Source organism: Stenotrophomonas sp. S41 (assembly GCF_016624625.1).
Lineage (GTDB): Bacteria > Pseudomonadota > Gammaproteobacteria > Xanthomonadales > Xanthomonadaceae > Stenotrophomonas.
In genome coordinates, this window is sequence record NZ_JACVTV010000006.1 from 67,001 (window position 1) to 88,461 (window position 21,461).

21 protein-coding genes are annotated in these 21,461 nt (G+C 68.9%); 10 read left to right on the forward strand and 11 right to left on the reverse strand.

The window, feature by feature from the left end; all coding sequences use genetic code 11:
- Nucleotides 1-103: 103 nt before the first annotated feature.
- The 5 genes from IAE56_RS02745 to IAE56_RS02765 all read left to right on the forward strand — a co-directional run bounded on the left by IAE56_RS02745 (nucleotide 104) and on the right by IAE56_RS02765 (nucleotide 4,886).
- Nucleotides 104-1,510: an amidohydrolase gene (locus IAE56_RS02745; RefSeq protein ID WP_200751373.1), complete on the forward strand. Its 1,407-nt coding sequence runs from the start codon at nucleotides 104-106 to the stop codon at nucleotides 1,508-1,510.
- Nucleotides 1,511-1,527: 17 nt separating this feature from the next.
- Nucleotides 1,528-2,793: an amidohydrolase family protein gene (locus IAE56_RS02750; RefSeq protein ID WP_200751387.1), complete on the forward strand. Its 1,266-nt coding sequence runs from the start codon at nucleotides 1,528-1,530 to the stop codon at nucleotides 2,791-2,793.
- An 18-nt stretch (nucleotides 2,794-2,811) separates the two neighbouring features.
- Complete coding sequence (locus IAE56_RS02755; protein ID WP_200751374.1) at nucleotides 2,812-3,444, forward strand: DsbA family protein; 633 nt, start codon at nucleotides 2,812-2,814, stop codon at nucleotides 3,442-3,444.
- A 92-nt stretch (nucleotides 3,445-3,536) separates the two neighbouring features.
- A complete protein-coding gene (locus tag IAE56_RS02760) occupies nucleotides 3,537-4,478 on the forward strand; it encodes a DegV family protein (RefSeq protein WP_108769970.1) in 942 nt (313 codons plus the stop codon).
- 69 nt (nucleotides 4,479-4,547) lie between these two features.
- Entirely contained in the window at nucleotides 4,548-4,886 is a 339-nt protein-coding gene (locus tag IAE56_RS02765; RefSeq protein ID WP_079223285.1) for a hypothetical protein, read from the forward strand.
- An 80-nt stretch (nucleotides 4,887-4,966) separates the two neighbouring features.
- On the opposite strand, the gene IAE56_RS02770 is transcribed toward IAE56_RS02765, so the two are convergent.
- From IAE56_RS02770 to IAE56_RS02785, 4 genes are all read right to left on the reverse strand, one after another.
- Complete coding sequence (locus IAE56_RS02770) at nucleotides 4,967-6,379, reverse strand: efflux transporter outer membrane subunit (protein ID WP_200751375.1); 1,413 nt, start codon at nucleotides 6,377-6,379, stop codon at nucleotides 4,967-4,969.
- Nucleotides 6,376-7,413: an HlyD family secretion protein gene (locus tag IAE56_RS02775; RefSeq protein WP_200751376.1), complete on the reverse strand. Its 1,038-nt coding sequence runs from the start codon at nucleotides 7,411-7,413 to the stop codon at nucleotides 6,376-6,378. Before IAE56_RS02775 ends, IAE56_RS02770 begins: the two co-directional genes overlap by 4 nt.
- 22 nt (nucleotides 7,414-7,435) lie before the next feature.
- Nucleotides 7,436-8,983: an MFS transporter gene (locus IAE56_RS02780; RefSeq protein WP_200751388.1), complete on the reverse strand. Its 1,548-nt coding sequence runs from the start codon at nucleotides 8,981-8,983 to the stop codon at nucleotides 7,436-7,438.
- A 153-nt stretch (nucleotides 8,984-9,136) separates the two neighbouring features.
- Nucleotides 9,137-10,045, reverse strand: coding sequence for a LysR family transcriptional regulator (locus tag IAE56_RS02785; protein ID WP_108769975.1), 909 nt, complete (start codon nucleotides 10,043-10,045; stop codon nucleotides 9,137-9,139).
- Between the two features lie 140 nt (nucleotides 10,046-10,185).
- Between IAE56_RS02785 and IAE56_RS02790 the strand changes: the two genes are divergently transcribed.
- Entirely contained in the window at nucleotides 10,186-10,626 is a 441-nt protein-coding gene (locus IAE56_RS02790; RefSeq protein ID WP_200751377.1) for a universal stress protein, read from the forward strand.
- A gap of 53 nt (nucleotides 10,627-10,679) precedes the next feature.
- On the opposite strand, the gene IAE56_RS02795 is transcribed toward IAE56_RS02790, so the two are convergent.
- Nucleotides 10,680-12,125, reverse strand: coding sequence for a GGDEF domain-containing protein (locus tag IAE56_RS02795; protein WP_200751378.1), 1,446 nt, complete (start codon nucleotides 12,123-12,125; stop codon nucleotides 10,680-10,682).
- Between the two features lie 198 nt (nucleotides 12,126-12,323).
- Here IAE56_RS02795 and IAE56_RS02800 point away from each other — a divergent pair, with 198 nt between their 5' ends.
- Nucleotides 12,324-13,187 (forward strand): PA4780 family RIO1-like protein kinase, encoded by an 864-nt coding sequence (locus IAE56_RS02800; RefSeq protein ID WP_200751379.1) that lies wholly within the window; start codon nucleotides 12,324-12,326, stop codon nucleotides 13,185-13,187.
- Nucleotides 13,188-13,249: 62 nt separating this feature from the next.
- Here IAE56_RS02800 and fghA read toward each other — a convergent pair whose 3' ends face one another.
- From fghA to IAE56_RS02820, 4 genes are all read right to left on the reverse strand, one after another.
- Entirely contained in the window at nucleotides 13,250-14,080 is an 831-nt protein-coding gene (fghA, locus tag IAE56_RS02805) for an S-formylglutathione hydrolase (RefSeq protein WP_200751380.1), read from the reverse strand.
- Nucleotides 14,081-14,128: 48 nt separating this feature from the next.
- Nucleotides 14,129-15,238 carry an S-(hydroxymethyl)glutathione dehydrogenase/class III alcohol dehydrogenase gene (locus IAE56_RS02810; RefSeq protein WP_108769980.1) on the reverse strand — a complete coding sequence of 370 codons (1,110 nt, stop codon included), beginning with the start codon at nucleotides 15,236-15,238 and terminating at the stop codon, nucleotides 14,129-14,131.
- Nucleotides 15,239-15,297: 59 nt separating this feature from the next.
- Nucleotides 15,298-15,573 (reverse strand): metal/formaldehyde-sensitive transcriptional repressor, encoded by a 276-nt coding sequence (locus IAE56_RS02815; protein WP_079223297.1) that lies wholly within the window; start codon nucleotides 15,571-15,573, stop codon nucleotides 15,298-15,300.
- A gap of 82 nt (nucleotides 15,574-15,655) precedes the next feature.
- Nucleotides 15,656-16,564 carry a LysR family transcriptional regulator gene (locus IAE56_RS02820; protein WP_108750556.1) on the reverse strand — a complete coding sequence of 303 codons (909 nt, stop codon included), beginning with the start codon at nucleotides 16,562-16,564 and terminating at the stop codon, nucleotides 15,656-15,658.
- Nucleotides 16,565-16,692: 128 nt separating this feature from the next.
- Between IAE56_RS02820 and IAE56_RS02825 the strand changes: the two genes are divergently transcribed.
- A complete protein-coding gene (locus IAE56_RS02825) occupies nucleotides 16,693-17,796 on the forward strand; it encodes an alkene reductase (protein ID WP_200751381.1) in 1,104 nt (367 codons plus the stop codon).
- A 190-nt stretch (nucleotides 17,797-17,986) separates the two neighbouring features.
- Here the strand turns inward: IAE56_RS02825 and IAE56_RS02830 are convergent, their stop codons facing one another.
- Nucleotides 17,987-18,664, reverse strand: a complete 678-nt coding sequence (locus IAE56_RS02830; protein WP_200751382.1) for an SMI1/KNR4 family protein — start codon at nucleotides 18,662-18,664, stop codon at nucleotides 17,987-17,989.
- Nucleotides 18,665-18,779: 115 nt separating this feature from the next.
- On the opposite strand from IAE56_RS02830, the gene IAE56_RS02835 reads away from it, so the two are divergent.
- Nucleotides 18,780-19,196 carry a VOC family protein gene (locus IAE56_RS02835; protein WP_200751383.1) on the forward strand — a complete coding sequence of 139 codons (417 nt, stop codon included), beginning with the start codon at nucleotides 18,780-18,782 and terminating at the stop codon, nucleotides 19,194-19,196.
- Nucleotides 19,197-19,304: 108 nt separating this feature from the next.
- Here the strand turns inward: IAE56_RS02835 and IAE56_RS02840 are convergent, their stop codons facing one another.
- On the reverse strand, nucleotides 19,305-20,189 hold the full coding sequence (locus IAE56_RS02840) for a LysR family transcriptional regulator (RefSeq protein WP_200751384.1): 885 nt from the start codon (nucleotides 20,187-20,189) through the stop codon (nucleotides 19,305-19,307).
- Nucleotides 20,190-20,293: 104 nt separating this feature from the next.
- Between IAE56_RS02840 and IAE56_RS02845 the strand changes: the two genes are divergently transcribed.
- A complete protein-coding gene (locus IAE56_RS02845; RefSeq protein WP_200751385.1) occupies nucleotides 20,294-21,346 on the forward strand; it encodes an NAD(P)-dependent alcohol dehydrogenase in 1,053 nt (350 codons plus the stop codon).
- The last annotated feature ends 115 nt before the right edge of the window (nucleotides 21,347-21,461 follow it).

Here is a 21,461-nt window from a genome sequence, read left to right on the forward strand (position 1 = left end):
GTATAGGGAAATTCCTACATCCGCCCCTGCCCAACGTCACTTGGCAACCGCCCCCGGCGCCGGATAGCGTCGGTGGATTCACGCGCCTGCCAGGGGAATCTGCATGCCATCCACGCTGTTGCGCGCCGGGCTTGGCCTGGCGTTGGCCTCACTGAGCACCGCACCGGCGGTGGGCGCGTCGCGCTTCGTTGCCGACCCCTACCCCAGCACCTATCAGGCCCATCCCGATGGCCCGGTGCTGATCCAGAACGCCACCGTGCTGACCGGCACCGGCCAGCGCCTGGAGCATGCCGACGTGCTGCTGCGCGACGGCCGCATCGTCGCCGTCGGCGCGCAGCTGCAGGCCGATGCCGGCATCACCCGCATCGATGCACAGGGCAAGTGGGTGACCCCCGGGTTGATCGACGTGCATTCGCACCTGGGCGTCTACCCCAGCCCGGGCGTCAGCGCGCACAGCGACGGCAACGAGATGACCGCGCCGGTCACCGCCAATGTCTGGGCCGAGCACTCGGTGTGGCCGCAGGACCCCGGCTTCACCGCGGCCCTGGCCGGTGGCGTGACCAGCATGCAGGTGTTGCCCGGCTCGGCCAACCTGGTCGGCGGCCGCGGCGTGGTGCTGAAGAACGTGCCGGCCACGACCTACCAGGCGATGAAATTCCCCGGCGCGCCGTGGGGCCTGAAAATGGCCTGCGGCGAAAACCCCAAGCGTGTCTACGGCGGCAAGGGCACCGCCCCGGCCACGCGCATGGGCAACGTGGCCGGCTACCGCGCCGCCTTCATCGACGCGGCCGACTACATCGCCAAGAACAGCCCGAAGCCGGCCAAGCGCAAGGGCTGGTTCGGCAGCGACAAGGGCGACAGCGCCGGTGATGCCGGCGGCAAGCGCGACCTCAAGCTGGACACGCTGGCCGGCGCCATCCAGGGCGACATCCGCGTGCACATCCACTGCTACCGCGCCGACGAGATGGCCACCATGCTCGACCTGGCCAAGGAATTCGGCTTCAAGGTGGCCGCCTTCCACCACGGCGTGGAAGCCTACAAGCTGGCCGACCGGCTGGCCGCCGATGGCGTCTGCGGTGCGCTCTGGGCCGACTGGTGGGGCTTCAAGATGGAAGCCTTCGATGGCATCGCCGAGAACATCGCGCTGGTCGACCGGCCGAAGAACAGCTGCGCCATCGTCCATTCCGATTCGCCCGAGGGCATCCAGCGCCTGAACCAGGAAGCGGCCAAGGTGATGGCGGCGGCACGCCGCGCGCGCATGCCGGACATCGCCCCGGAACACGCGATCATCTGGATGACCGCCAACGCCGCCAAGGCGCTGGGCATCGAAGGCCAGACCGGCACCCTGGAGGCCGGCAAGATGGCCGACGTGGTGGTGTGGAACGGCAATCCCTTCAGTTCGTATGCGCTGGCCGAGCAGGTGTACGTCGATGGCCGGCGGTTGTATGACCGCGGTGCGCCGGCGGCGACGCCGCGTTCGGATTTCCAGCTTGGCCAGGAGGTGCGCTGATGGGCCGTTCCACGCAGATGACGAAGCCTGTCAGGAAGAGCCGCCGAGCATGGCCCGGCGCTACCGTGGTCGCACTGTTGTTGCTGGCAACCGCGGCTTCGGCGCAGGACCTGCTGGTCCGCAACGCCACGGTGCACACCGCCAGCGCGCGCGGCAGCCTGCAGAACACCGACGTGCTGGTGCAGGGCGGCATGATCCGCGCGGTCGGCCCCGGCCTGGCGGCACCGGGCGGCGTGGCCGTGGTGGAGGCCAACGGCCGCCCGCTCACTCCGGCCCTGTTCGGCGGCATCACCGAGATCGGCATCGAAGAGGTCTCCGGTGAATCGAGCACGGTGGACAGCACGCTGAAGATCGGCGAGCAGCCGCTGCGCCCGGAATTCGACGTCACCCTCGCCTACAACCCGGCCTCGGTACTGATTCCCGTGGCACGCCTGGACGGCATCGGCTTCACCGCGCTGGGCGCAGCCACCGGCGGTGGCTTCGTGGCCGGCCAGGGCGGCGTGATGCGCCTGGATGGCAGCGCCGACCCGATCGGCCCGCGTGCGCTGTTCCTGCGCCTGGGCGCGGCCGCGTCTGAGCTGACCGGGCAGTCGCGCGCGGCGCAGTGGATGCTGCTGCAGCAGATGGTGGACGAAGCGCGCGGCCAGGTCGCCGCCGATTCGCCGCATGCGCTGCTGACGCCCGCCGGCCGCCGCACCCTGGCCCGCTACCTGGCCGGCCAGGGCCGCATCGTGGTGGAAGTGGACCGTGCTGCCGACATCCGCCAGCTGCTGCGCTGGGCCGCACGCGAGAAGGTGAAGATCGCCATCGCCGGCGGCGCCGAGGCCTGGCAGATGGCCGCGGAACTGGCAGCCGCGCAGGTGCCAGTGTTCGTCGATGCGCTGGGCAACCTGCCCACCAGCTTCGACCAGATCGGCGCCACCCTGGAAAACGCCGCGCGCCTGCAGCGTGCGGGCGTGCCGGTCAGCTTCGCCCAGCGCGACGACGCCTCGCACAACGCGCGCAAGATGCGCCAGCTGGCCGGCAATGCAGTGGCCAATGGCCTGCCCTGGGCCGATGGCCTGGCCGGGTTGACCCGGGTGCCGGCACAGGTGCTGGGCGTGGCCGACCAGATCGGCACCATCGAACCGGGCAAGCGCGCCGACCTGGTGCTGTGGGAAGGCGACCCGCTGGATGTGGCGCACTATGCCGAACAGGTCTGGCTGGGCGGCCGCGCGATGCCGATGCGCTCGCGCCAGACCGAACTGCGTGACCGCTACCTGCAGCACAACGCGCAGCCCTGACCTACGAGGAATCCGCCGATGCCGACCCTGCGCTGGTACTTCGATTTCGTCTCGCCTTACTCCTACCTGCACTGGCAGAAGGTCAAGCAGCTGCCGCAGTTCGCAGCCATCCAGCCGGTGCCGATCGCCTTCGGCGCGGTGCTGCACCACCTGGGCAACCTCGGCCCGGCCGAGATTCCGGCCAAGCGCCGTTTCATCTACCGGCAGCTGCTGTGGACGGCGCAAACCGAAGGCACGCCGCTGCGCTTCCCGCCCGCCCATCCGTTCAACCCGCTGGCCGCGCTGCGCCTGTGCCTGGCCGCCGGTGCCAGCACGCAGGCGGTGGATGTGCTGTTCGACTGGATCTGGCGCGAAGGCAATACCGGTGACAGCGCCGAAACGCTGCGCATACCGGCGGCCCGGCTGGGCATCAACGACGTGCAGGCCGCCTGCGCCGAAGCGGCAGTGAAGGAACAGCTGCGCCGCAATACCGAGGCCGCGATCGACGCCGGCCTGTTCGGCGTGCCGACCCTGTCCATCGACGGCGAACTGTTCTGGGGCAACGATGCGCACCCGATGATGGCCGCTGTGCTGGCCGACCCCAGCCTGCTGCAGCGTCCGGACTGGCAGGCCGTGGTAACGCTTCCAGTGGCGGTGCAGCGCAATCGCTGAACAGGCAGTGGCGTGATTCCCTCGCGCGCCCCGGATAAAATTGCGATAGCTTTCACATTCCGAACCTACAACCGCCCTGGAGGGGGAGCCGGATGCGCATCGGAATCGTTGTCGATTCGGCCTGCGACCTGCCGCAGGATTTCATTGCCGCACACAACATCGTGGTGCTGCCGATCACCGTGCGGATCGGCGAAGCGGTGCTGGCCGACCACCGCGACGAGCAGGCGACGCTCAGCTTCCTGCACGCCCACGTGGCCGAGCATGGTGCCGAAGCCGAGACCATCCCCTTCAGCGTCAACCAGATCCGCGATCTGTTCCTGCAGCAGCTGGTGATCGATTACGACCACGTGTTCTGCATGACCATCACCAAGACGCGCAGTCCGATCCACGACAACGCGCTGCAGGCCAGCTTCGCCATCCTCAACGACTACAAGCCCGTGCGCCAGGCGGCGGGCTACAACTCGCCGTTCGCGCTGCGCGTGCTGGATACCCAGAACCTGTTCGCCGCCCAGGCGGTGACTGCGGTGGAGGCGGTGCGGCTGCGCGACAGCGGTGCCAGCGTGCAGCAGATCCGCGAGCGGCTGGAAGAACTGTTCGGCAACGTGCACGGCTACATGGTCACCCGCGACCTGTACTACATGCGCGCCCGCGCCCGCCACAAGGGCGACCGCAGCGTCGGCCTGCTCAGCGCCGCGCTGGGCAGCGCGCTGGACATCAAGCCGGTGCTGCACGGCTACAAGGGCGAGACCGGGCCGGTGGCCAAGATCAAGGGCTTCGACAACGCCGTGCAGAAGCTGTTCGGCGTGGTCGGCCAGCGCGTGCGCAACGGCCTGATGACCCCCACCGTCTGCGTCAGCTACGGCGGCGAGCTGGAGGAACTGCGTGCCCTGCCCGGCTATGCCGCGATGAAGGACCTGTGCGCCAGCCACGACGTGGCGGTGTACGAGTCGGTGATGAGCCTGACCGGCATGGTCAACGTCGGCAAGGGCGCGGTGACGATCGGCTTTGCCGATGGGCCGCATCGCTTCGAATAAGCCGTTCTGGCGTACACAAGCATTGCACTGCGGCTGTGCCAGCCTTGCCGCACCTCAAGGAGACGAACCATGCCTGCGCAGTACCACATCAGCCTGCCCGACCCGTCCAAGGCCCGCGGCAACGACCCTGACCTGTCCTTCCATTCGCAGAGCGCCGGCGGTTTCGCCGAGGAGCTGCAGGATGCCCTGCGCAGCGGCACCCTGTTCGAGCGCTGGAAGGCCAAGCAGCCCGACCCGGACGCCGTGGAACCGCAGTGGGGCGTGACCGACCCGGACGCCACCGTGACCGGCGAGCAGAAGGACCTGCGCATCAACCTGGTGGCCACCACCCGCATCGACAGTGATGTGTTCAAGCAGCGCCTGCGCCTGCTGGCCGGCCACCACTGGGAACTGCGCGACGTGCGTTGAGGCGCCCGCACCCGCCGGACATGGCCCGGCGCTACCGCCACGATGGGTAGCGCCGGGCCATGCCCGGCGATTCCATGTCATTACCAGCCGCCACCCAGCGCGCGGTACAGCTCCACTCTCGCTATCGCGGCCGTGGCCTGGCTGTTGGCCAACGCGGCCTGGTTGTCCAGCGCGATGCGCTGGGTGCTCAGCACATCCAGCATGTCGACCACGCCAGCCTGGTACTGGCGCCGCGCCGCCCCCAGGGCCGTCTCGCTCTGCGCCACCGCCACCTGCAGCTGCGTCGTGCGCTGCTGCTCGGCCGCGTAGCCATCGATGGCATCGTCCACTTCGTGCCAGGCCTGCAGCACCGTGCGCTGGAACTGCAGCGCGGACTGCTGCTGTTGCAGCCGGCTCAACGCCAGGTTTGCCTTCAACCGCCCACCCTGGAAGATCGGCAGGCTGATCGACGGCCCGATGCTGAAACGGTGTGCATCCCAGCCATCCAGGTCATCCAGCTGCTTGGCCTGGAAGCCCGCATCACCATTCAAGGTGATGCGCGGCAGGAAGCTGGCCTTGGCCACGCCGATGTTCGCGGTGGCCGCATGCAACGCTGCTTCAGCGCGGCGGATGTCCGGTCGGCGTTCGGCCAGTTCACTGGGCAGGCCCACGGCCACGTCGGGCAGTGCCGGCCAGTCACTGCGCACGTCCTGCAGCTGCGCATCCAGCGCCTGCGGCGGCCTGGCCAGCAGGAACGCCAGCGCGTTGCGCAGCTGCGATTGCCGGTGCCGCAGCGGCGCGACGCGTGCCTGCAGCGCGGCCACCTGCGCCGCCGCGCTTGATACCTGCAGCGTGCTGGCCACGCCCTGGCGCTGCCGCGCCTCGGTCAGCCGCTGGATGTCGGCGGCGATGCCCAGGTTGTCCTCGGTGATCGCCAGCAGCTGCGAGGTTGCGCGCAGCTGCAGATAGGATCGCGCGGTTTCGGCCAGCAGCGCGATGCGCACGGCATGCGCATCCTCCTCGGCCATCTGCACGCGCGCGTCGGCGGCTTCCACCTGGCGGCGCACGCGGCCCCACAGGTCCAATTCCCAGCTCAGGCCGATGCCGGCCTGGAACAGGCCGTAGTCTTCGCGGCCGGCGTTGCCGGACGGATCGCTCAGGCCCACCTCGCTGTTACGCGCACGCACGCCACTGGCGCTGGCCGCCACCGAGGGCAGCCGGTCGGCAGCGCTGATGCCACGCGCCGCGCGGCTCTGCTGTACGCGGTTGGCCGCCAGTTGCAGGTCCAGGTTGGACTGCAGCACCTGCTGCGCAAGCTGCCCCAGCAGCGGATCATCGAAGCCCGCCCACCACGCCGCATCGTCGTCGAGGGTCGCAGTGGCCACGGCGTCACCCTGCCACTGTGCCGGCAGCTGGGCCTGCGGCCGTACGAAGTCCGGGCCCATCGTGCAGGCCGCCACGGCCAGGCACAGCGCCGCAGTGGCCAGGGTCTTCATCACGCTCGGGGCGTTCATGCGCCCTCCCCGCCCTGCAGGTCCACACGCGCCTCCACCGACATGCCGGCGCGCAGCTGCTCTGCCAGCGGCTGGCCCGGCTCCAGCACGATCTTCACCGGGATGCGCTGCACCACCTTGGTGAAATTGCCGGTGGCGTTTTCCGGCGCAACGGCGGCAAAGGTCACGCCGGTGGCCGGGGCAATGCTGTCGATGTGGCCGTGCAGGCGCGTGCCGGGGAACACGTCCACCGTCAGCTCCACCGGCTGCCCGGCGTGCATGCGGGTCATCTGCGTTTCCTGGAAGTTGGCGACCACGAAGGCGCGCTGCAGCGGCACCACTGCGGCCACCGCCGTACCGGGGGTCAGATAGGCACCGACGCGCACCGCACGGCGGCCGACCACACCGTCAATCGGCGCGCGCAGCTCGGTGTGGGAAAGGTCCAGCTCCGCGCGTGCCTGTGCCGCTTCGGCGCGCTGCACCGCGGCCTGTGCGGACTGCACGCCGGCAGCCAGGATGCCGGTGCGCTGGCGTGCGGTGCTCAGCGCCGCCTGGCCCTGCTGCAGGTGCGCATTGGCCACGGCCTGCTTCGACTGCGCCTGCTGTGCGTTCTGCACGGTGCCGGCACCATCGCGGGCCAGTTCGCGGTAGCGCTGCTGGTCGGCGCTGGCCAAGGTCAGTTCGGAGCGGCTGACATCGACGCTGGCCCGGGCCTGCTCGATCAGCGAGCCCTGCTGGGCCAGCGCGGCCTGCGCATTGGCCAGCTGCGCGCGCGCGTTGGCCAGATCGGCGCGCGCGGCCTGCAGCGCCACCTGGTAATCGCGGTCATCGATGCGGGCCAGCACGTCGCCGGCCTTCACCCGCTGGTTGTCCTGCACGTCGACGCTGCTGACGAAGCCGGCCACCTTCGGCGCAACCACGGTGAAATCGGCATTGACGTAGGCGTTGTCGGTGCGCTGGTAGCGCCCGTCGCGCAGCAGCAGCCAGCCGCCGATGGCCAGGGCCAGCACGCCCAGGGCGAGGCCGGTGTTGAGGGTTGTCTTGTTGACGGTCATGGGGGATTCCTTGCGAAGGGGGTCAGGCCACGGCACGTGGCGGATGGACGCGGGTGGCCCAGGCCAGCAGCGGCAGGCAGCCCAGGGCCACCAGCGCGACCAGCCAGTACAGGTCGGCCGAGGTCAGCGCCTGTACCTGGGCGTGCAGGCGGGCGGGCAGATCGGTGCTGGCCGGCAGCCACGGCTGGTTGCCCAGGTGGTCCACCAGCGCCGTGGAATGGAGGTGGCGCCGCGACTGCCCGACCGCGTCGAGCACGCCGCCGGCAAACACCGCGGAAAAGCCCTTGACGGTGTTGAACCAGGCCGAGGCATAGGGACCGTCCTGCGGCGCCAGGCCGGTGGTGGCCAGCAGCAGCAGCGGCAGCACCGCCATCGGCTGCGCCACCACCTGCAGCAGCTGCACCCACAGGAAGTTGTCGCGGTTCCACTGCACGTCCAGGTGCGTGCCGATGAAGCAGGCGGCGGCCAGCAGGACCAGCCCCGTCGCCTGCACCCAGCGGCAATCCACCGCACGCTGGTTCATCAGGGTGGCCACCAGCGGCAGCGCGATGACCTGCGGCAGCGCGACCCACAGCAGCATCGGTGCGGTCTGCAGCGGTCGGTAGCCCTGCACGCTGGCCAGGTAGCCGGACGGAATGGAGATGACTGCCAGCAGCACGAACAGCACGCCGATGCAGGTCACCAGCGAGTAGCTGAGGTTGCGATGGGCCAGCAGCTGCAGCTTGAAGAACGGCAGCGGGTGGAACCATTCGTTGATGAAGAACAGCACCAGCAGGCCGCCGCCACCGCCCAGCAGCACCGTGATCAACGATGAGTCGAACCAGTTCAGGCGCGCGCCCTGGGTCAGGCCCAGCACCAGCATCACCAGCGCGGACAGCCCCAGCGCCAAGCCCACGCCATTGAACTGGGCGAAGCGTTCCAGCCGCAGCGGGTCCTGCGGCAGCCCCCAGCCCACCATCGCCATGCCGGCCACGCAGAACGGCACGATCTGCCAGAACGCGAACTGCCAGCCGGCGTGCTCGACCCACAGCGCCGCCAGCGGCGTGCCCATGCTCGGTCCGAACGTCGCCGTCAGCGCATAGCCGGCCAGGCCGTACAGCTTGATGCCCGGCGGCAGAAAGCGCAGGGCCACGCTCATCAGCAGCGGCGGCAGCGCGCCCCCGGCCAGGCCCTGCAGCCCGCGCAGCAGCAGGAAGGTCGGCAGGTTCGGCGCCAGCGGGCACAGCACGCCCAGCAGCATGAAGGCGGCGATCATCACCAGGGCGAAGCGGCGCAGCGAAAAGGTCACGGCACACCAGGGCGCGAAGGCCATGGCGCTGACCGACATCGCGCTGTACACGCTGATGATCCAGCTGCCGTCGTCGACGCTGAAACCCATCGCGCCGCGGATATCGGCCAGGGCGACCTTGGTGATGTTCTCGTTGAAGCCCGACACCAGCACCACCAGCAGCACGCCGCACAGGCCGACCACGATGCGGCGGTCGAAGGCGGGGGCGACGGGGGCGGCCGGGGCGGGGGCCCCCCCCCCCCCCCCCCCCCCCCCCCCCCCCCCCCCCTCTACCCGGGTTATTTCTTCTTGACCGGGGCCGGTGCGGTGGCCCCCCCGGCGGGGGGGGGGCCCCCCCCCCCGGGGGGGGGGCCCCCGGGGGGGCCCCCCCCACGAGGCTGGTAGGTGCCGACCGTTGGTCGGCACATCCTCAGATGCAGTCGAGCAAGCTCGACTCTACACGGCGTCCGCGTCGCACATCGTCTTGATCGCGCGGCGCAGCCAGCGATGTGCCGGATCGTTGTCCATGCGCGGGTGCCAGGCCTGCACCAGGGCCACCGTACGCACCGATACCGGCAGCGGGAACATGCGCAGCGGCAGCCCCATGTAGGTGATGCGATCAAGCATGACGCTCGGCATCTGCGGCAGCACCAGATCCGACGATGCCGCCGCGAAGATCGCGCCATGGAAGGTGGGGATCACCATCGCCACCCGTCGGCTCAGGCCGAGCTGCGCCAGCTCATCATCGATCGGACCGTGGGCGATGCCGCGCCGCGAAACGGAGATGTGGTCGCAGGCAGCGAAGCGCTCGGCAGTGATGTCCCCGTCGAACAGCGGATGATCCTCGCGCGCCGCACCCAGCAGCGCCGTGGTGAACAGGTTCTGCACCTTGGTCTCCGGCGCATGCTTGCCGGCCGTGCTGATGAACAGGTCGATCCGGCCCTGCACCATCGCATCATCATCGGTATCGCCTTCGGGCATGAAGCGCAGCGTGCAGCGCGGCGCCTGCTGGCGGAACACCTCGCGCAGGCGGCCACCGTAGCTGCCGATGAACACATCGTTGGCGCGGATGCTGAAGGTGTGTTCCAGGGTCTGGATGTCCACTTCGCGGCCGTCATGGAACACCCGGTGCGCCTGCTCGATCACGTCGCGCACCTGCTCGCGCAGCTCCAGCGCGCGCGGGGTCGGCGCCAGGCCGCGGCCGGCACGCACCAGCACCGGGTCACCCAGCGCGTCGCGGATCCGGCCCAGGGTGCGGCTCATGGCCGGGGCACTGAGGTTCATGCGCCGCGCCGCCCCGGCGACGCTGCCTTCGTCCAGCAGGACGTCGAGGGCGAGCAGCAGGTTCAGGTCAGGCAGGGGCATGGCAGTCTCCAACAGGTGGAGTGACTCTACGACACCCTTGGTCAATGTCGATTGCATCCGGTGCAGGTATTGCCTGCGCCGCACGGCATGGGTGCACGGCGCGGCATGGGCGACCATCACCCCCTGCCAAGGAGCCCCCCATGTTCACAACCCTGCTGGTCGCCCTCGACGGCGGCCCCCAGCACGACACCCTGCTGGATCTGGTCACCCACGTTGCCGGACCGCGCAGCCGCATCCACCTGCTGTGCGTGCTCGATCCGGAGTTCGCCCTGCCCGCCGATGCCAGCGATGCCGACCGCCGCGAGTACCCCGCCGCCGAACGCCAGCGGGCGAAGGCCGAAGGCCTGCTGCAGGACGCCATCGCACAGCTGCGCGAGCGTGGGGTAGATGCCCGCCCGCTGCTGCCGGCAGGCGATCCCGCCGAGGTGATCAGCACCCAGGCGCGCGAGCTGGGCGCCGACCTGATCGTTATCGGCCACCGGCACCTGTCACGGCTGCAGCGCCTGCTCGACAGCTCGGTGGCGCAGTGGACGCTGGACCACGCGCCGTGTCCGGTGCTGGTGGAGACGCGCGGCGGCTGACCCGACCAGAAGGCTGCCAACCAAGGTTGGCAACTACCGGTGCCGCGTCCGCCTCAACAATCGATCACGCCTTCCTCGCCGCTCTCGTCGTCCAGCACCCGTGCGTGCAGGGTCACCTGGTTGCGGCCGGCGCGCTTGGCGGCGTACAGCCCGGCATCGGCATCGGCCAGCAGCTGGTCGGCGCTGGCCGTGGCCGGCGGGTGCAGGTAGGCCACGCCGATGCTGATGCTGACCGGGCCTTCGGGCAGGCTCAGTGCCTCCACCGCCATGCGCAGCCGCTCGGCCAGTGCCAGCACGCCCGACAGCGGACTGCCCGGCACGATCACCGCGAATTCCTCGCCGCCATAGCGCGCCACGCTGTCGGCCGCGCGCCCGGCGGTGGCCTGCAGCACCGCCGCCACCGCACGCAGGCAGCGGTCGCCGGCCGGGTGGCCGTGCTGGTCGTTGAATGCCTTGAAGCGGTCGATGTCCACCAGCAGCAGCGCCAGCTCGGTGCCGCTGCGGCGGGCACGGTTCCATTCGGCCTGCAGCACGGTGTCGAACTGCCGCCGGTTGGCCACGCCGGTCAGGCCGTCCTGCCGCGCCAGCTGGTCGAGGGTGGCCTGGCCTTCCAGCAGGTCGATCTGCAGCAGGGTACTGCGCAGGCCGAAGCCCAGCGTGGCCACCACGAACCCGGCCACCGCCAGCGGCCGCGCGTGGTCCACCACCAGGGTGCCGACCACCAGCAGCAGCAATGGCAGGATCATCGGCCCGCCGGCCTGCACCAGCCGCGACAGGCGCGGGTGCAGCACCCGCCCCGGCACCGGGGACTGGCGCAGGGCCAGCACCGCCAGCAGCAGGAACGGCACGTCGATCAGCAGGTCGTTGTAGGCACCGAAGGACTGCTCGGCGGTGTAGTGGTTGATGTAATACGCCACCACCAGGTAGCCCAGCGCATACAGCGCCAGCGCACGGAAGAACGCACGACGCTCGGGCACGTCGCCGGCAAGCCAGCGCACCACGGCAAATGCAGCGATGCACAGGTTCTGGATGTCGAACATGTGCTGCATGTTGGCCATCGCCTGATCATCGATGTCGATGCGGTCGGCGAAGGACTGGGTGTGCACGAAGAACAGCACGCCCAGCAGGGCGGCCATCAGCCCGTCGATGAGGCTGATGGTCCAGCGCTCGCGGCGTGCCCGGGCCAAGATGAAGACCAGCGGCACGCCGTACAGCACGTACAGCAGCAAGCTGGCGCTGGGGGTGATGTTGGAGCGGCCGGCGCTGAGCGCATCGACCATGTTGAAGCCCATGCCACCGGCCCACAGCAGCAGGGCCAGCGCGGTGGCGCGCCAGCCCAGCGCCGCACGGTCGCGCTGGGCCCGCCACAGGCAGGCGGCCGCGGCCAGCAACGGTGCCGCGGTCAGGAAGGCGAAGGATCCGCCACCGGCCGTCCCAGGCCAGAACGCCACGACCAACCCGTGGCACAGCACGTACAGCAGCGCCAGCACGACCGGCATGCACTCCCCCCATCCGTAAGGCCGTATGCGCGCACCATAGCGCAGCCCGCGGCCACTGCGGCGTGATCCGCTTTGGAAAAAGCGGATCCGCGACGCTCACGGGCCCGCCGGGAGGCCGCTGGGCAGCCGCGACCGGTAAATGCGAAAATCCACCCCCACCCCAGCGAGCGCCTGTGCGCCGACCGCCCCCGAGATCCCGTGAAAACCCCCGAAGCACTGCGCGCGCTGATCGACGACAGCGTGATCGATGAAGTACTACGCCCGCTCAAGAGCGGCAAGGAAGCGGCCGTGTACGTGGTACGCAGCGGCGACGACGTGCGCTGCGCGAAGGTCTACAAGGACATGGCCCAGCGCAGCTTCCAGCAGCGCGTGCAGTACCAGGAAGGCCGCAAGGTGCGCGGCAGCCGCGAGGCGCGTGCGGTGGGCAAGGCCAGCAAGTACGGCCGCAAGCAGCAGGAAGCGGCCTGGAAGAACACCGAGGTGGATGCGCTGTACCTGCTGCGCGATGCCGGCGTGCGCGTGCCCGAGCCGTACGGTTATTACCACGGCGTGCTGGTGATGGAGCTGGTCACCGATGCCGACGGGTTTTCCGCCGCCCGCCTCGGCGAGGTGGAGCTGGAACCGGAGCAGGCCCGCCAGTTCCACCAGACCCTGGTCCGGCAGGTGGTGCGCATGCTGTGCTGCGGCCTGATCCATGGCGATCTCTCGCCGTACAACGTGCTGGTCGGTCCCGATGGCCCGGTGGTGATCGATTTCCCCCAGGTGGTCAGCGCAGGCGGCAACAACGCCGCGCGCAGCATGCTGCTGCGGGATGTGAACAACCTCACCGCCTACCTGGGCCGCTTCGCACCCGAACTGCTGGACACCTGGTACGGCGAGGAAATGTGGGCGCTGTTCGAGGCTGGCAGCCTGCTGCCGGACAGCGAACTCACCGGCACCTTCGTGCACGATGAATCCACCATCGACCTGGACAGCGTGCGCTACGCCATCAACGATGCGCGCGAAGAAGCCCTGATCCGCCAGCAGGGGCGTGAGGCGGCGGAAGAAGACGACGACCGGTAGCGTCGAGCCTGCTCGACGGTTCTCAAGGCAATGCCGGCCAGCGGCCGGCACTACCGTCAGGGTCAGGCCTTCAGCGCGCGGGCGTGGTGGGCGACGTGCTCACCGATGAAGCTGGCGATGAAGTAATAGCTGTGGTCATACCCCGGCTGCAGCCGCAGGGTCAGCGGGTGGCCGACGGCATCGCAGGCCTGCTGCAGGCGCTCGGGCTGCAGCTGGTTCTGCAGGAACTCATCGGCATCGCCCTGGTCGACCAGCAGCGGCAGCCGCTCGCTGGCGGTGGCCACCAGCGCGGTGGCATCCCACTGCGCCCACTCGGCCGGGTTGTCGCCCAGGTAGGCAGTGAACGCCTTCTGGCCCCACGGCACCTGGCTCGGCGCCACGATCGGCGAGAACGCCGACACGCTGCGGTAGCGGCCCGGGTTGCGCAGCGCCAGCACCAGCGCGCCGTGCCCACCCATCGAATGGCCACTGATCGCGCGCGCATCGCTGGCCGGGAAGTTCGCTTCAATCAGCGCCGGCAGTTCGTGCACCACGTAGTCGTGCATGCGGTAATGCTTCGCCCACGGCTGTTCGGTGGCGTTGAGGTAGAAGCCCGCGCCCTTGCCCAGGTCGTAGCCTTCGGCATCGGCCACGTCATCGCCGCGCGGGCTGGTGTCCGGCGCCACCAGGATGACGCCATGCTCGGCGGCGTAGCGCTGCGCGCCGGCCTTGGTGATGACGTTCTGCTCGGTGCAGGTCAGGCCGCTCAGCCAGTACAGCACCGGCAGCGTCTGCGTGGCGGCCTGCGGCGGCAGGTACACGGCGAACTGCATGTCGCAGCCCAGCGTGGTCGAATGATGGCGATAGACGTCCTGCCAGCCGCCGAAACAGGCGCGGTGTTCGATGCGTTCCATGGAGTGCTCCCAGCGGCGGCAGGCACGCGGCCTGCCGCCTGGCGTGATTCAGAAGTGGACGACCGAGCGGATCGACTTGCCTTCATGCATCAGGTCGAAGGCTTCGTTGATCTTGTCCAGGTCCATGGTGTGGGTGACGAACGGGGCCAGTTCGATATCGCCCTTCATCGCGTCTTCCACCATGCCCGGCAGCTGGCTGCGGCCCTTCACGCCGCCGAAGGCGGTGCCCATCCACTTGCGGCCGGTGACCAGCTGGAACGGACGGGTGGAGATTTCCTGGCCCGCACCGGCCACGCCGATCACCACGCTCTGGCCCCAGCCACGGTGTGCGCATTCCAGCGCCGCACGCATCACGCTGGTGTTGCCGATGCACTCGAAGCTGTGGTCCACGCCCCAGGTGGTCATTTCAACGATGACCTGCTGGATCGGCTTGTCGAAGTCCTTCGGATTGATGCAGTCGGTGGCACCGAATTCGCGGGCCAGCTCGAACTTGGACGGGTTGGTGTCCACCGCGATGATGCGGCCGGCCTTGGCCTGGCGCGCACCCTGGATGACCGCCAGGCCGATGCCGCCCAGGCCGAACACGGCCACGCTGTCGCCTTCCTGCACCTTGGCGGTGTTGTGCACCGCGCCGATGCCGGTGGTGACGCCGCAGCCGAGCAGGCAGACGTGTTCCGGGTTCGCTTCCGGATTGATCTTGGCCAGCGACACGTCGGCCACCACGGTGTACTCGCTGAAGGTCGAGCAGCCCATGTAGTGGTAGATCGGCTCGCCGTTGTAGCTGAAGCGGCTGGTGCCGTCGGGCATCACGCCCTTGCCCTGGGTGGCACGCACCGACACGCACAGGTTGGTCTTGCCGCTCTTGCAGAACAGGCACTCGCCGCACTCGGCGGTGTACAGCGGAATCACGTGGTCGCCCGGCTTGACGCTGGTCACGCCCTCGCCCACTTCCACCACGATGCCGGCGCCTTCATGGCCCAGCACCACCGGGAACAGGCCTTCCGGATCATCGCCGGACAGGGTGAACGCATCGGTGTGGCAGACACCGGTGTGGGTGATCTTGACCAGCACTTCGCCGGCCTTCGGCGGGGCGACGTCGATCTCGACGATCTGCAGCGGCTGGCCGGGACCAAAGGCGACGGCGGCACGGGATTTCATGGCGGACTCTCCAAAAGACAGGCAGTAACAGGATGGGCGGCGCTATGTTGCGCCGTTGTTTATTTCAGGTATGAGCGGATCAGCCCGCTCATCTCGCGCACGCGTTCGGCGCGTTGTTCATCGGAGGTGGCCGGCTGGCCGAATTCCTCGCGCAGGTGGGCTTCCATCACCTCGGACATCAGCCCGTTGACCGCGCCACGGATGGCCGCGATCTGCTGCAGCACCGGCCCGCAGTCGGCGCCCGCCTCCAGCGCGCGGTCCAGCGCATCGCACTGGCCGCGGATGCGGCGCACGCGGGCCAGGACCTTCTTCTTTTCTTCGGGGGAATGCGGCATGGCGAGCCACCTGCGGAACTATACTGGGGGATAGTATACACAGGCGACGCCGGGGCTCAATCCGCAGGGCGATCCAAGGCGTTCAGTCGAACGCGCCCGCCGCGGCCAGCCGGGTCAGTTCATCCACCACGAAGCGCACTTTCGGCCGCAGGTGGCGGGTCGGCGGCCACAGTGCGTGGATCTCGATGTGCCGCTGCATGCACTCGTCCAGCACCGATTGCAGGGCGCCGGACTGCAGGTGCCGACGGACCAGCGAGACCGGCATCTGGCAGATGCCGAGCCCGGCGATGGCACCGTCGATCACCGCATCGCCATCGTTGAGCTGGTGGGTGGCCTGCGGAATGAAGGTGCCGCCCTCGCCGTCCGGGCCGATCCGCCACGCCATCGGCTGGCCGTGGCGGTAGCCGACGATGCTGCGGTGCTGACGCAGCTCGTCCACGCTGCGCGGCACGCCGTGCGCCTGCAGGTACGACGGCGCGGCGCAGGTGACCAGGCGCTGGCTGCCCAGCCGGCGCGCCACCAGGTGCTCGGCTTGCTGCAGGCCGCCGAAGCGGATCAGCAGGTCGATGCCTTCCTCGATCGGGTCGACGAAGTGGTCGGTGAAGGTCACGGTCAGCTGCAGGTCCGGGTACTGCTGGCACAGCTTCAGCAGCACCGGCATCACCACCAGGCGGCCGAAAGACGAGGGCATGTCGATGCGCAGGCGTCCGCTGGGCAGGTGCGCGGCTGAGCCCAGGCAGGCCTCGGCGGCGGAAATCTCATCCAGCGCGGCCGCGCACGAGGCGTAGTAGGCCTCGCCGTCGGTGGTCAGCGAGATGCGTCGGGTGGTGCGGTGGAACAGGCGCACACCGAGCCGCGCCTCCAGCCGGGCGATGGCCTTGCCCACCGCCGAGCGCGAGATGCCCAGCGCTTCGGCCGCCTCGGTGAAGGTGCCGGCGCGCGCCGTGGTGACGAAGGTCACCAGGCCATTCAAGGATTCCACGGGCAGCATCGGCAGCCTCCATTGGGGACACGATGTCCCGCCAAGAGGGAAATCGAAGCTCTTTATGCACCTTGGTGTCAACTCCATCCTGTGTGCATGGCGCCACGGGCGCCCTCCCCCACACCGAGATGACCGAGATGACCGACCTGCTGTTCCGCCCCTTCGACCTGGCGGGAACCCCGCTGCACAACCGCATTGCCATGGCGCCAATGACCCGTGCCCGCAACCCGGGCGCCGTGGCCAACGAGCTGACCGCGCAGTACTACCGCCAGCGCGCCAGCGCCGGCCTGATCATCAGCGAAGGCACGCCGGTCTCGCCGCAGGGCCAGGGCTACATCGACGTGCCGGGCATCTGGTCGGCCGAACAGGTGGCGGGCTGGAAGCTGGTGACCGATGCGGTACACGCCGCGAAGGGCACGATCTTCGCCCAGCTGTGGCACGTCGGCCGCATGTCGCACAGCTCGCTGCAGCCCGACGGCGGCCAGCCGGTCAGCGCCGGTACGCGTGCCGTGGGCAGCGACCCGCGCAACTTCGCCTTCGTGTACCTGGATGACGGCAGCCGCGGTCGCGTCGATCCGACCCCGCCGCGCGCCCTGCGCACCGAGGAAGTGCCGGGCATCGTCAGCGACTTCGTGCGTGGCGCGGAAAATGCCATCGCCGCCGGTTTCGACGGCATCGAACTGCACGCCGCCAACGGCTACCTGTTCGAGCAGTTCCTCAACCCGGTCACCAACGATCGGCAGGACCTCTACGGCGGCTCGCTGCGCAACCGCGCACGGCTGATCCTGGACACCGTCGATGCACTGGCCGCGAGCATCGGCGCGCACCGCGTCGGCGTGCGCCTGGCACCGAACAGCCAGGTCTTCGACATGCCGGCCTATGCCGAGAACGAAGCCAGCTACCTGTACCTGGCCGAAGAACTGGGCAAGCGCGGGCTGGCCTACGTGCATCTGAATGACAACTACCTGCGCGGCGAGCGCGCCATCGGCGAAGACTTCCTGAAGGCCTTCAAGCAGGCGTACGGCGGCACCGTGCTGCTGGCCGGCGGCATGACCCGCGAGTACGCACTGCGCCTGGTCGACGAAGGCACGATCGACATCGCCGCCTTCGGCCAGCCGTTCATCGCCAACCCGGATCTGGTCGAGCGCCTGCAGCAGGACATCGCGCTGGCCGCGCCGGATCGCGACACCTACTACGGTGGTGGCCGCGAGGGCTATCTGGACTACCCGGCGGCGAGCTGATCGAGCACGGGGTCGGATCCCTTTCCAACGGAAAGGGCTCTGACCCCTGGTTCGGCCAAGAAGGGGTCAGAGCCGCGCTGCGCGCGGACCGGGCATGGGGTCGGATCCCTTTCCAACGGAAAGGGCTCTGACCCCTGGTTCGGCTAGGAAGGGGTCAGAGCCGCGCTGCGCGCGGATCCGACCCCGGCTTTCAAGCGCCCTCGCGCACGTAGGCGAACGACTCGTCCAGCCGCGGGAAGCCGACCACCTGTTTCACCAGCGCCTGCGCTTCCTCGTCGCTGATCCGCCCTGCGGCAATGTCATCGGTGCGGGCAAACAAGGCCTCAAGCGCCGTCGCCTGGTCGTCGCGCAACCAGCTGCGGTGGCTGCCCAGCCACGCCTGCAGGTTGGCGGCCAGATCACCTTCGACCAGCGTCGTGTACTCCGCTTCCAGTTCCGCCACCGCCTCGACCATCTTGCGGAACAGGAAGTCCTGCAGGTTGGCGGCCAGCACGTCGGCGCGGTCGTCGTCGTGCCACACAAGCAGCACCGGCGCTTCGGCGAACCCCGGCGCATTGGTCCAGAAACAGTAGGTATCGCCGGCACCACTGCGCGCGAACGGCAGCAGCTGCAGGTCCTCGCGCAGCGGGTTGTAGTGGTCCTCGGCGGTCAGGTCTTCCCAGGCTTCGCGCAGTTCGCCCTGTTCAATCGGCTCGAACTCGTTGGCGTGCAGCAGCAGCGGCGGCTGTGCCAGCAGGGTGGGAAACACTTCGCGGAACCACGGGTTGCCCAGCGCACCCCAGTCGCTGCGCCCTTCGGCGGTGATCTGATGAAACAGCGGCGGAAAGGCCTGGCCGGTGGCCTGTTCGATATCGGAAAGCGTGCTCATGGAGGTCCCTGTCGAAAGCAGTCGCCTACCTTGCCTGAATCCCGCCGACAGATGAACCGGCAGCCCGCTGCGGCAGGTCTAGACTGCACGCAACCGGCCCCCGCAGATCCCTGCCATGGACTCCCCCGCCCGCACCTTCATCGTCAACATCGATGTGCCCGATCTGGCCGCTGCCGAAGCGTTCTACGTTGCAGCCTTCGGCCTGCGCGTCGGCCGCCGCTTGGGCGCTGGCGCGCTTGAACTGCTCGGTGGTCCCACCCCGCTGTACCTGCTGCAGAGTGATGCGGGCAGCGTGGCCACCGACGAGGGCGACGTGCGCGATTACGAGCGGCATTGGACGCCGCTGCACCTGGACTGGGTGGTAGAAGACATCAATGTCGCGCTGTCACGCGCGGTGGCCGCCGGCGCGGTGATCGAACTGCCGGTGAGCGAACGCCGCTGGGGGCGGCTGGCGGTGCTGGCCGACCCGTTCGGGCATGGGTTCTGCCTGATCCAGTTCGTTGGGTTGGGGTATGACGCATTGGTGGAGTGATCGGGGCCTGCCATCCACGCATGGCGTGGATCTACTGCATCCACGCATGGCGTGGATCGACTGCCTGATGCGGTGGGTGCCGACCGTTGGTCGGCACTGCATCCCGCCTCACTCCCGCAGCATATCCACGAAGGCGCGCAGCGCCGAAGCCATCTGCCGCTGCTTCGGGTAATACAGCACGAAGCCGGGGAACGGCTCGCTCCAGTCCTGCAGCACCGCCACCATCGTCCCGGCCTCGATATGCGGGCGCGCGGCATCTTCCAGCACGTAGGCCAGGCCGAAACCATCCAGCACCGCGCGCATGATGGTGGTCTGCTCACTCAGCGTCAGCCGCCCGCGCACGTCGATCTCCAGCGACTGCCCATCGCGATCGAACTGCCACTTGTACAAGTGCCCGCTGGCGAAACGGAAGCGGATGCATTCGTGCTGCAGGAGGTCGCGCGGGTGCTGCGGCGCCGGATGCTGGCGCAGGTATTCCGGCGAGGCCACGATCATGCCGTGCAGCGCCGGTCCCAACGGCACCGCCACCATGTCCTCGGGCACGAACTCATGCAGGCGCACGCCGGCATCGAAGCCGTCGGCGACGATGTCGACCAGTCCATCGTTCTCGGTCAGTTCCAGCCGCACATCCGGATGCGCGCGCAGGAAGCGGGTCAACCGCGGCCCGAGCTGGGTCGGTACCGCCGCACGCGCCGCGTTGATGCGCAGCAGGCCGGTCGGGCTGTCCCTGAACTGGTTCATCTCTTCCAGCGCGTCGTGCACCTGGCCCAGCGCCGGCTGCAGCCGGTCCAGCAGGCGCTGCCCGGCCTCGGTCAGGGCCACGCTGCGGGTGGTGCGGTGGAACAGGCCCACGCCCAGCCGCTCTTCCAGCGCCCGGATCGCATAGCTCACCGCCGAGGTCGACAGGGTCAGCTCGCCGCCGGCCTTGCGGAAGCTGCGGTGGCGGGCCACGGCGGCAAAGGCGGCCAGGTGGGAGAGATTGTCAGAGGCCATTGTGCAGTCTGCCTTGATGAATCATGCCGATATCCGGGCTTTGTAGGCCGGTACGAGGGGCGTATTGTAAAGCGCCTTTCGACAAACCCCGCCAAGGATTCCCCATGTCCCTCGCCCATGGTTATGCGGTGCGCACCAACACCGCCCCGCTCGAGCCCTTCACCTTCGAACGTCGCGCCGTCGGCGCCAACGACATCCGCATCGAAGTGCTGTACAGCGGCATCTGCCATTCCGACCTGCACCAGGCCCGCGACGATTGGGGCGGCGCCGAGTACCCGATGGTGCCGGGCCACGAGATCATCGGCCGCGTGGTCGAAGTCGGCCCGTCCGTCACCACCCTGAAGGTCGGCGACTTCGCCGGCGTCGGCTGCATGGTCGATTCCTGCCGCCATTGCGATGCCTGCGACCACGACCTGGAGCAGTACTGCGAAAAGGGCCCGACCTACACCTACAACAGCCACGACCGCAACACCGGCGAGCTGACCATGGGCGGTTACTCCGACCACATCGTGGTCGAGCAGCGCTTCGTGGTGAAGGTCTCTGAAAAGCTGGACCTGAAGGCCGCCGCGCCGCTGCTGTGCGCCGGCATCACCACCTACTCGCCGCTGCGCCACTGGAAGGTCGGCCCGGGCCAGAAGGTCGGCGTGATCGGCCTGGGTGGCCTCGGCCACATGGGCGTGAAGTTCGCCAAGGCGATGGGCGCCACCGTGGTGATGATCACCACCACCCCGGAAAAGGGTGCCGACGCCAAGCGCCTGGGCGCCGACGAAGTGCTGGTCTCGCGCGACGCGGAGCAGATGAAGGCCCACGCCAACAGCTTCGACTTCCTGCTCAACACGGTGCCGGTCAGCCATGACACCAACCCGTACATGAGCCTGCTCAAGCGCGATGCCACCATGTGCCTGGTCGGCGTCATCACCGAACTGGACCCGCCGCTGATGGGTGGCACGGTCATCTTCGGCCGCAAGCACGTCACCGGCTCGGCCATCGGCGGCATGGCCGAAACCCAGGAAATGATGGACTTCTGTGCCGAGCACGGCATCGTCAGCGATGTTGAAATGATCAACATCAAGGACGTGAACCAGGCTTGGGAGCGCATGGCGAAGAACGATGTGCGTTACCGCTTCGTGATCGACATGGCGACCATCAAGGCTTGATCGCTGCAGTGATGGAATGAAAAAACCCCGGCAATACCGGGGTTTTTTCTTTAGGTAGTGGCCGGGGGGGGGGGGGGGGGGGGCGGGGGGCGCGCGGCGGGGCGCCCCGGCCCGC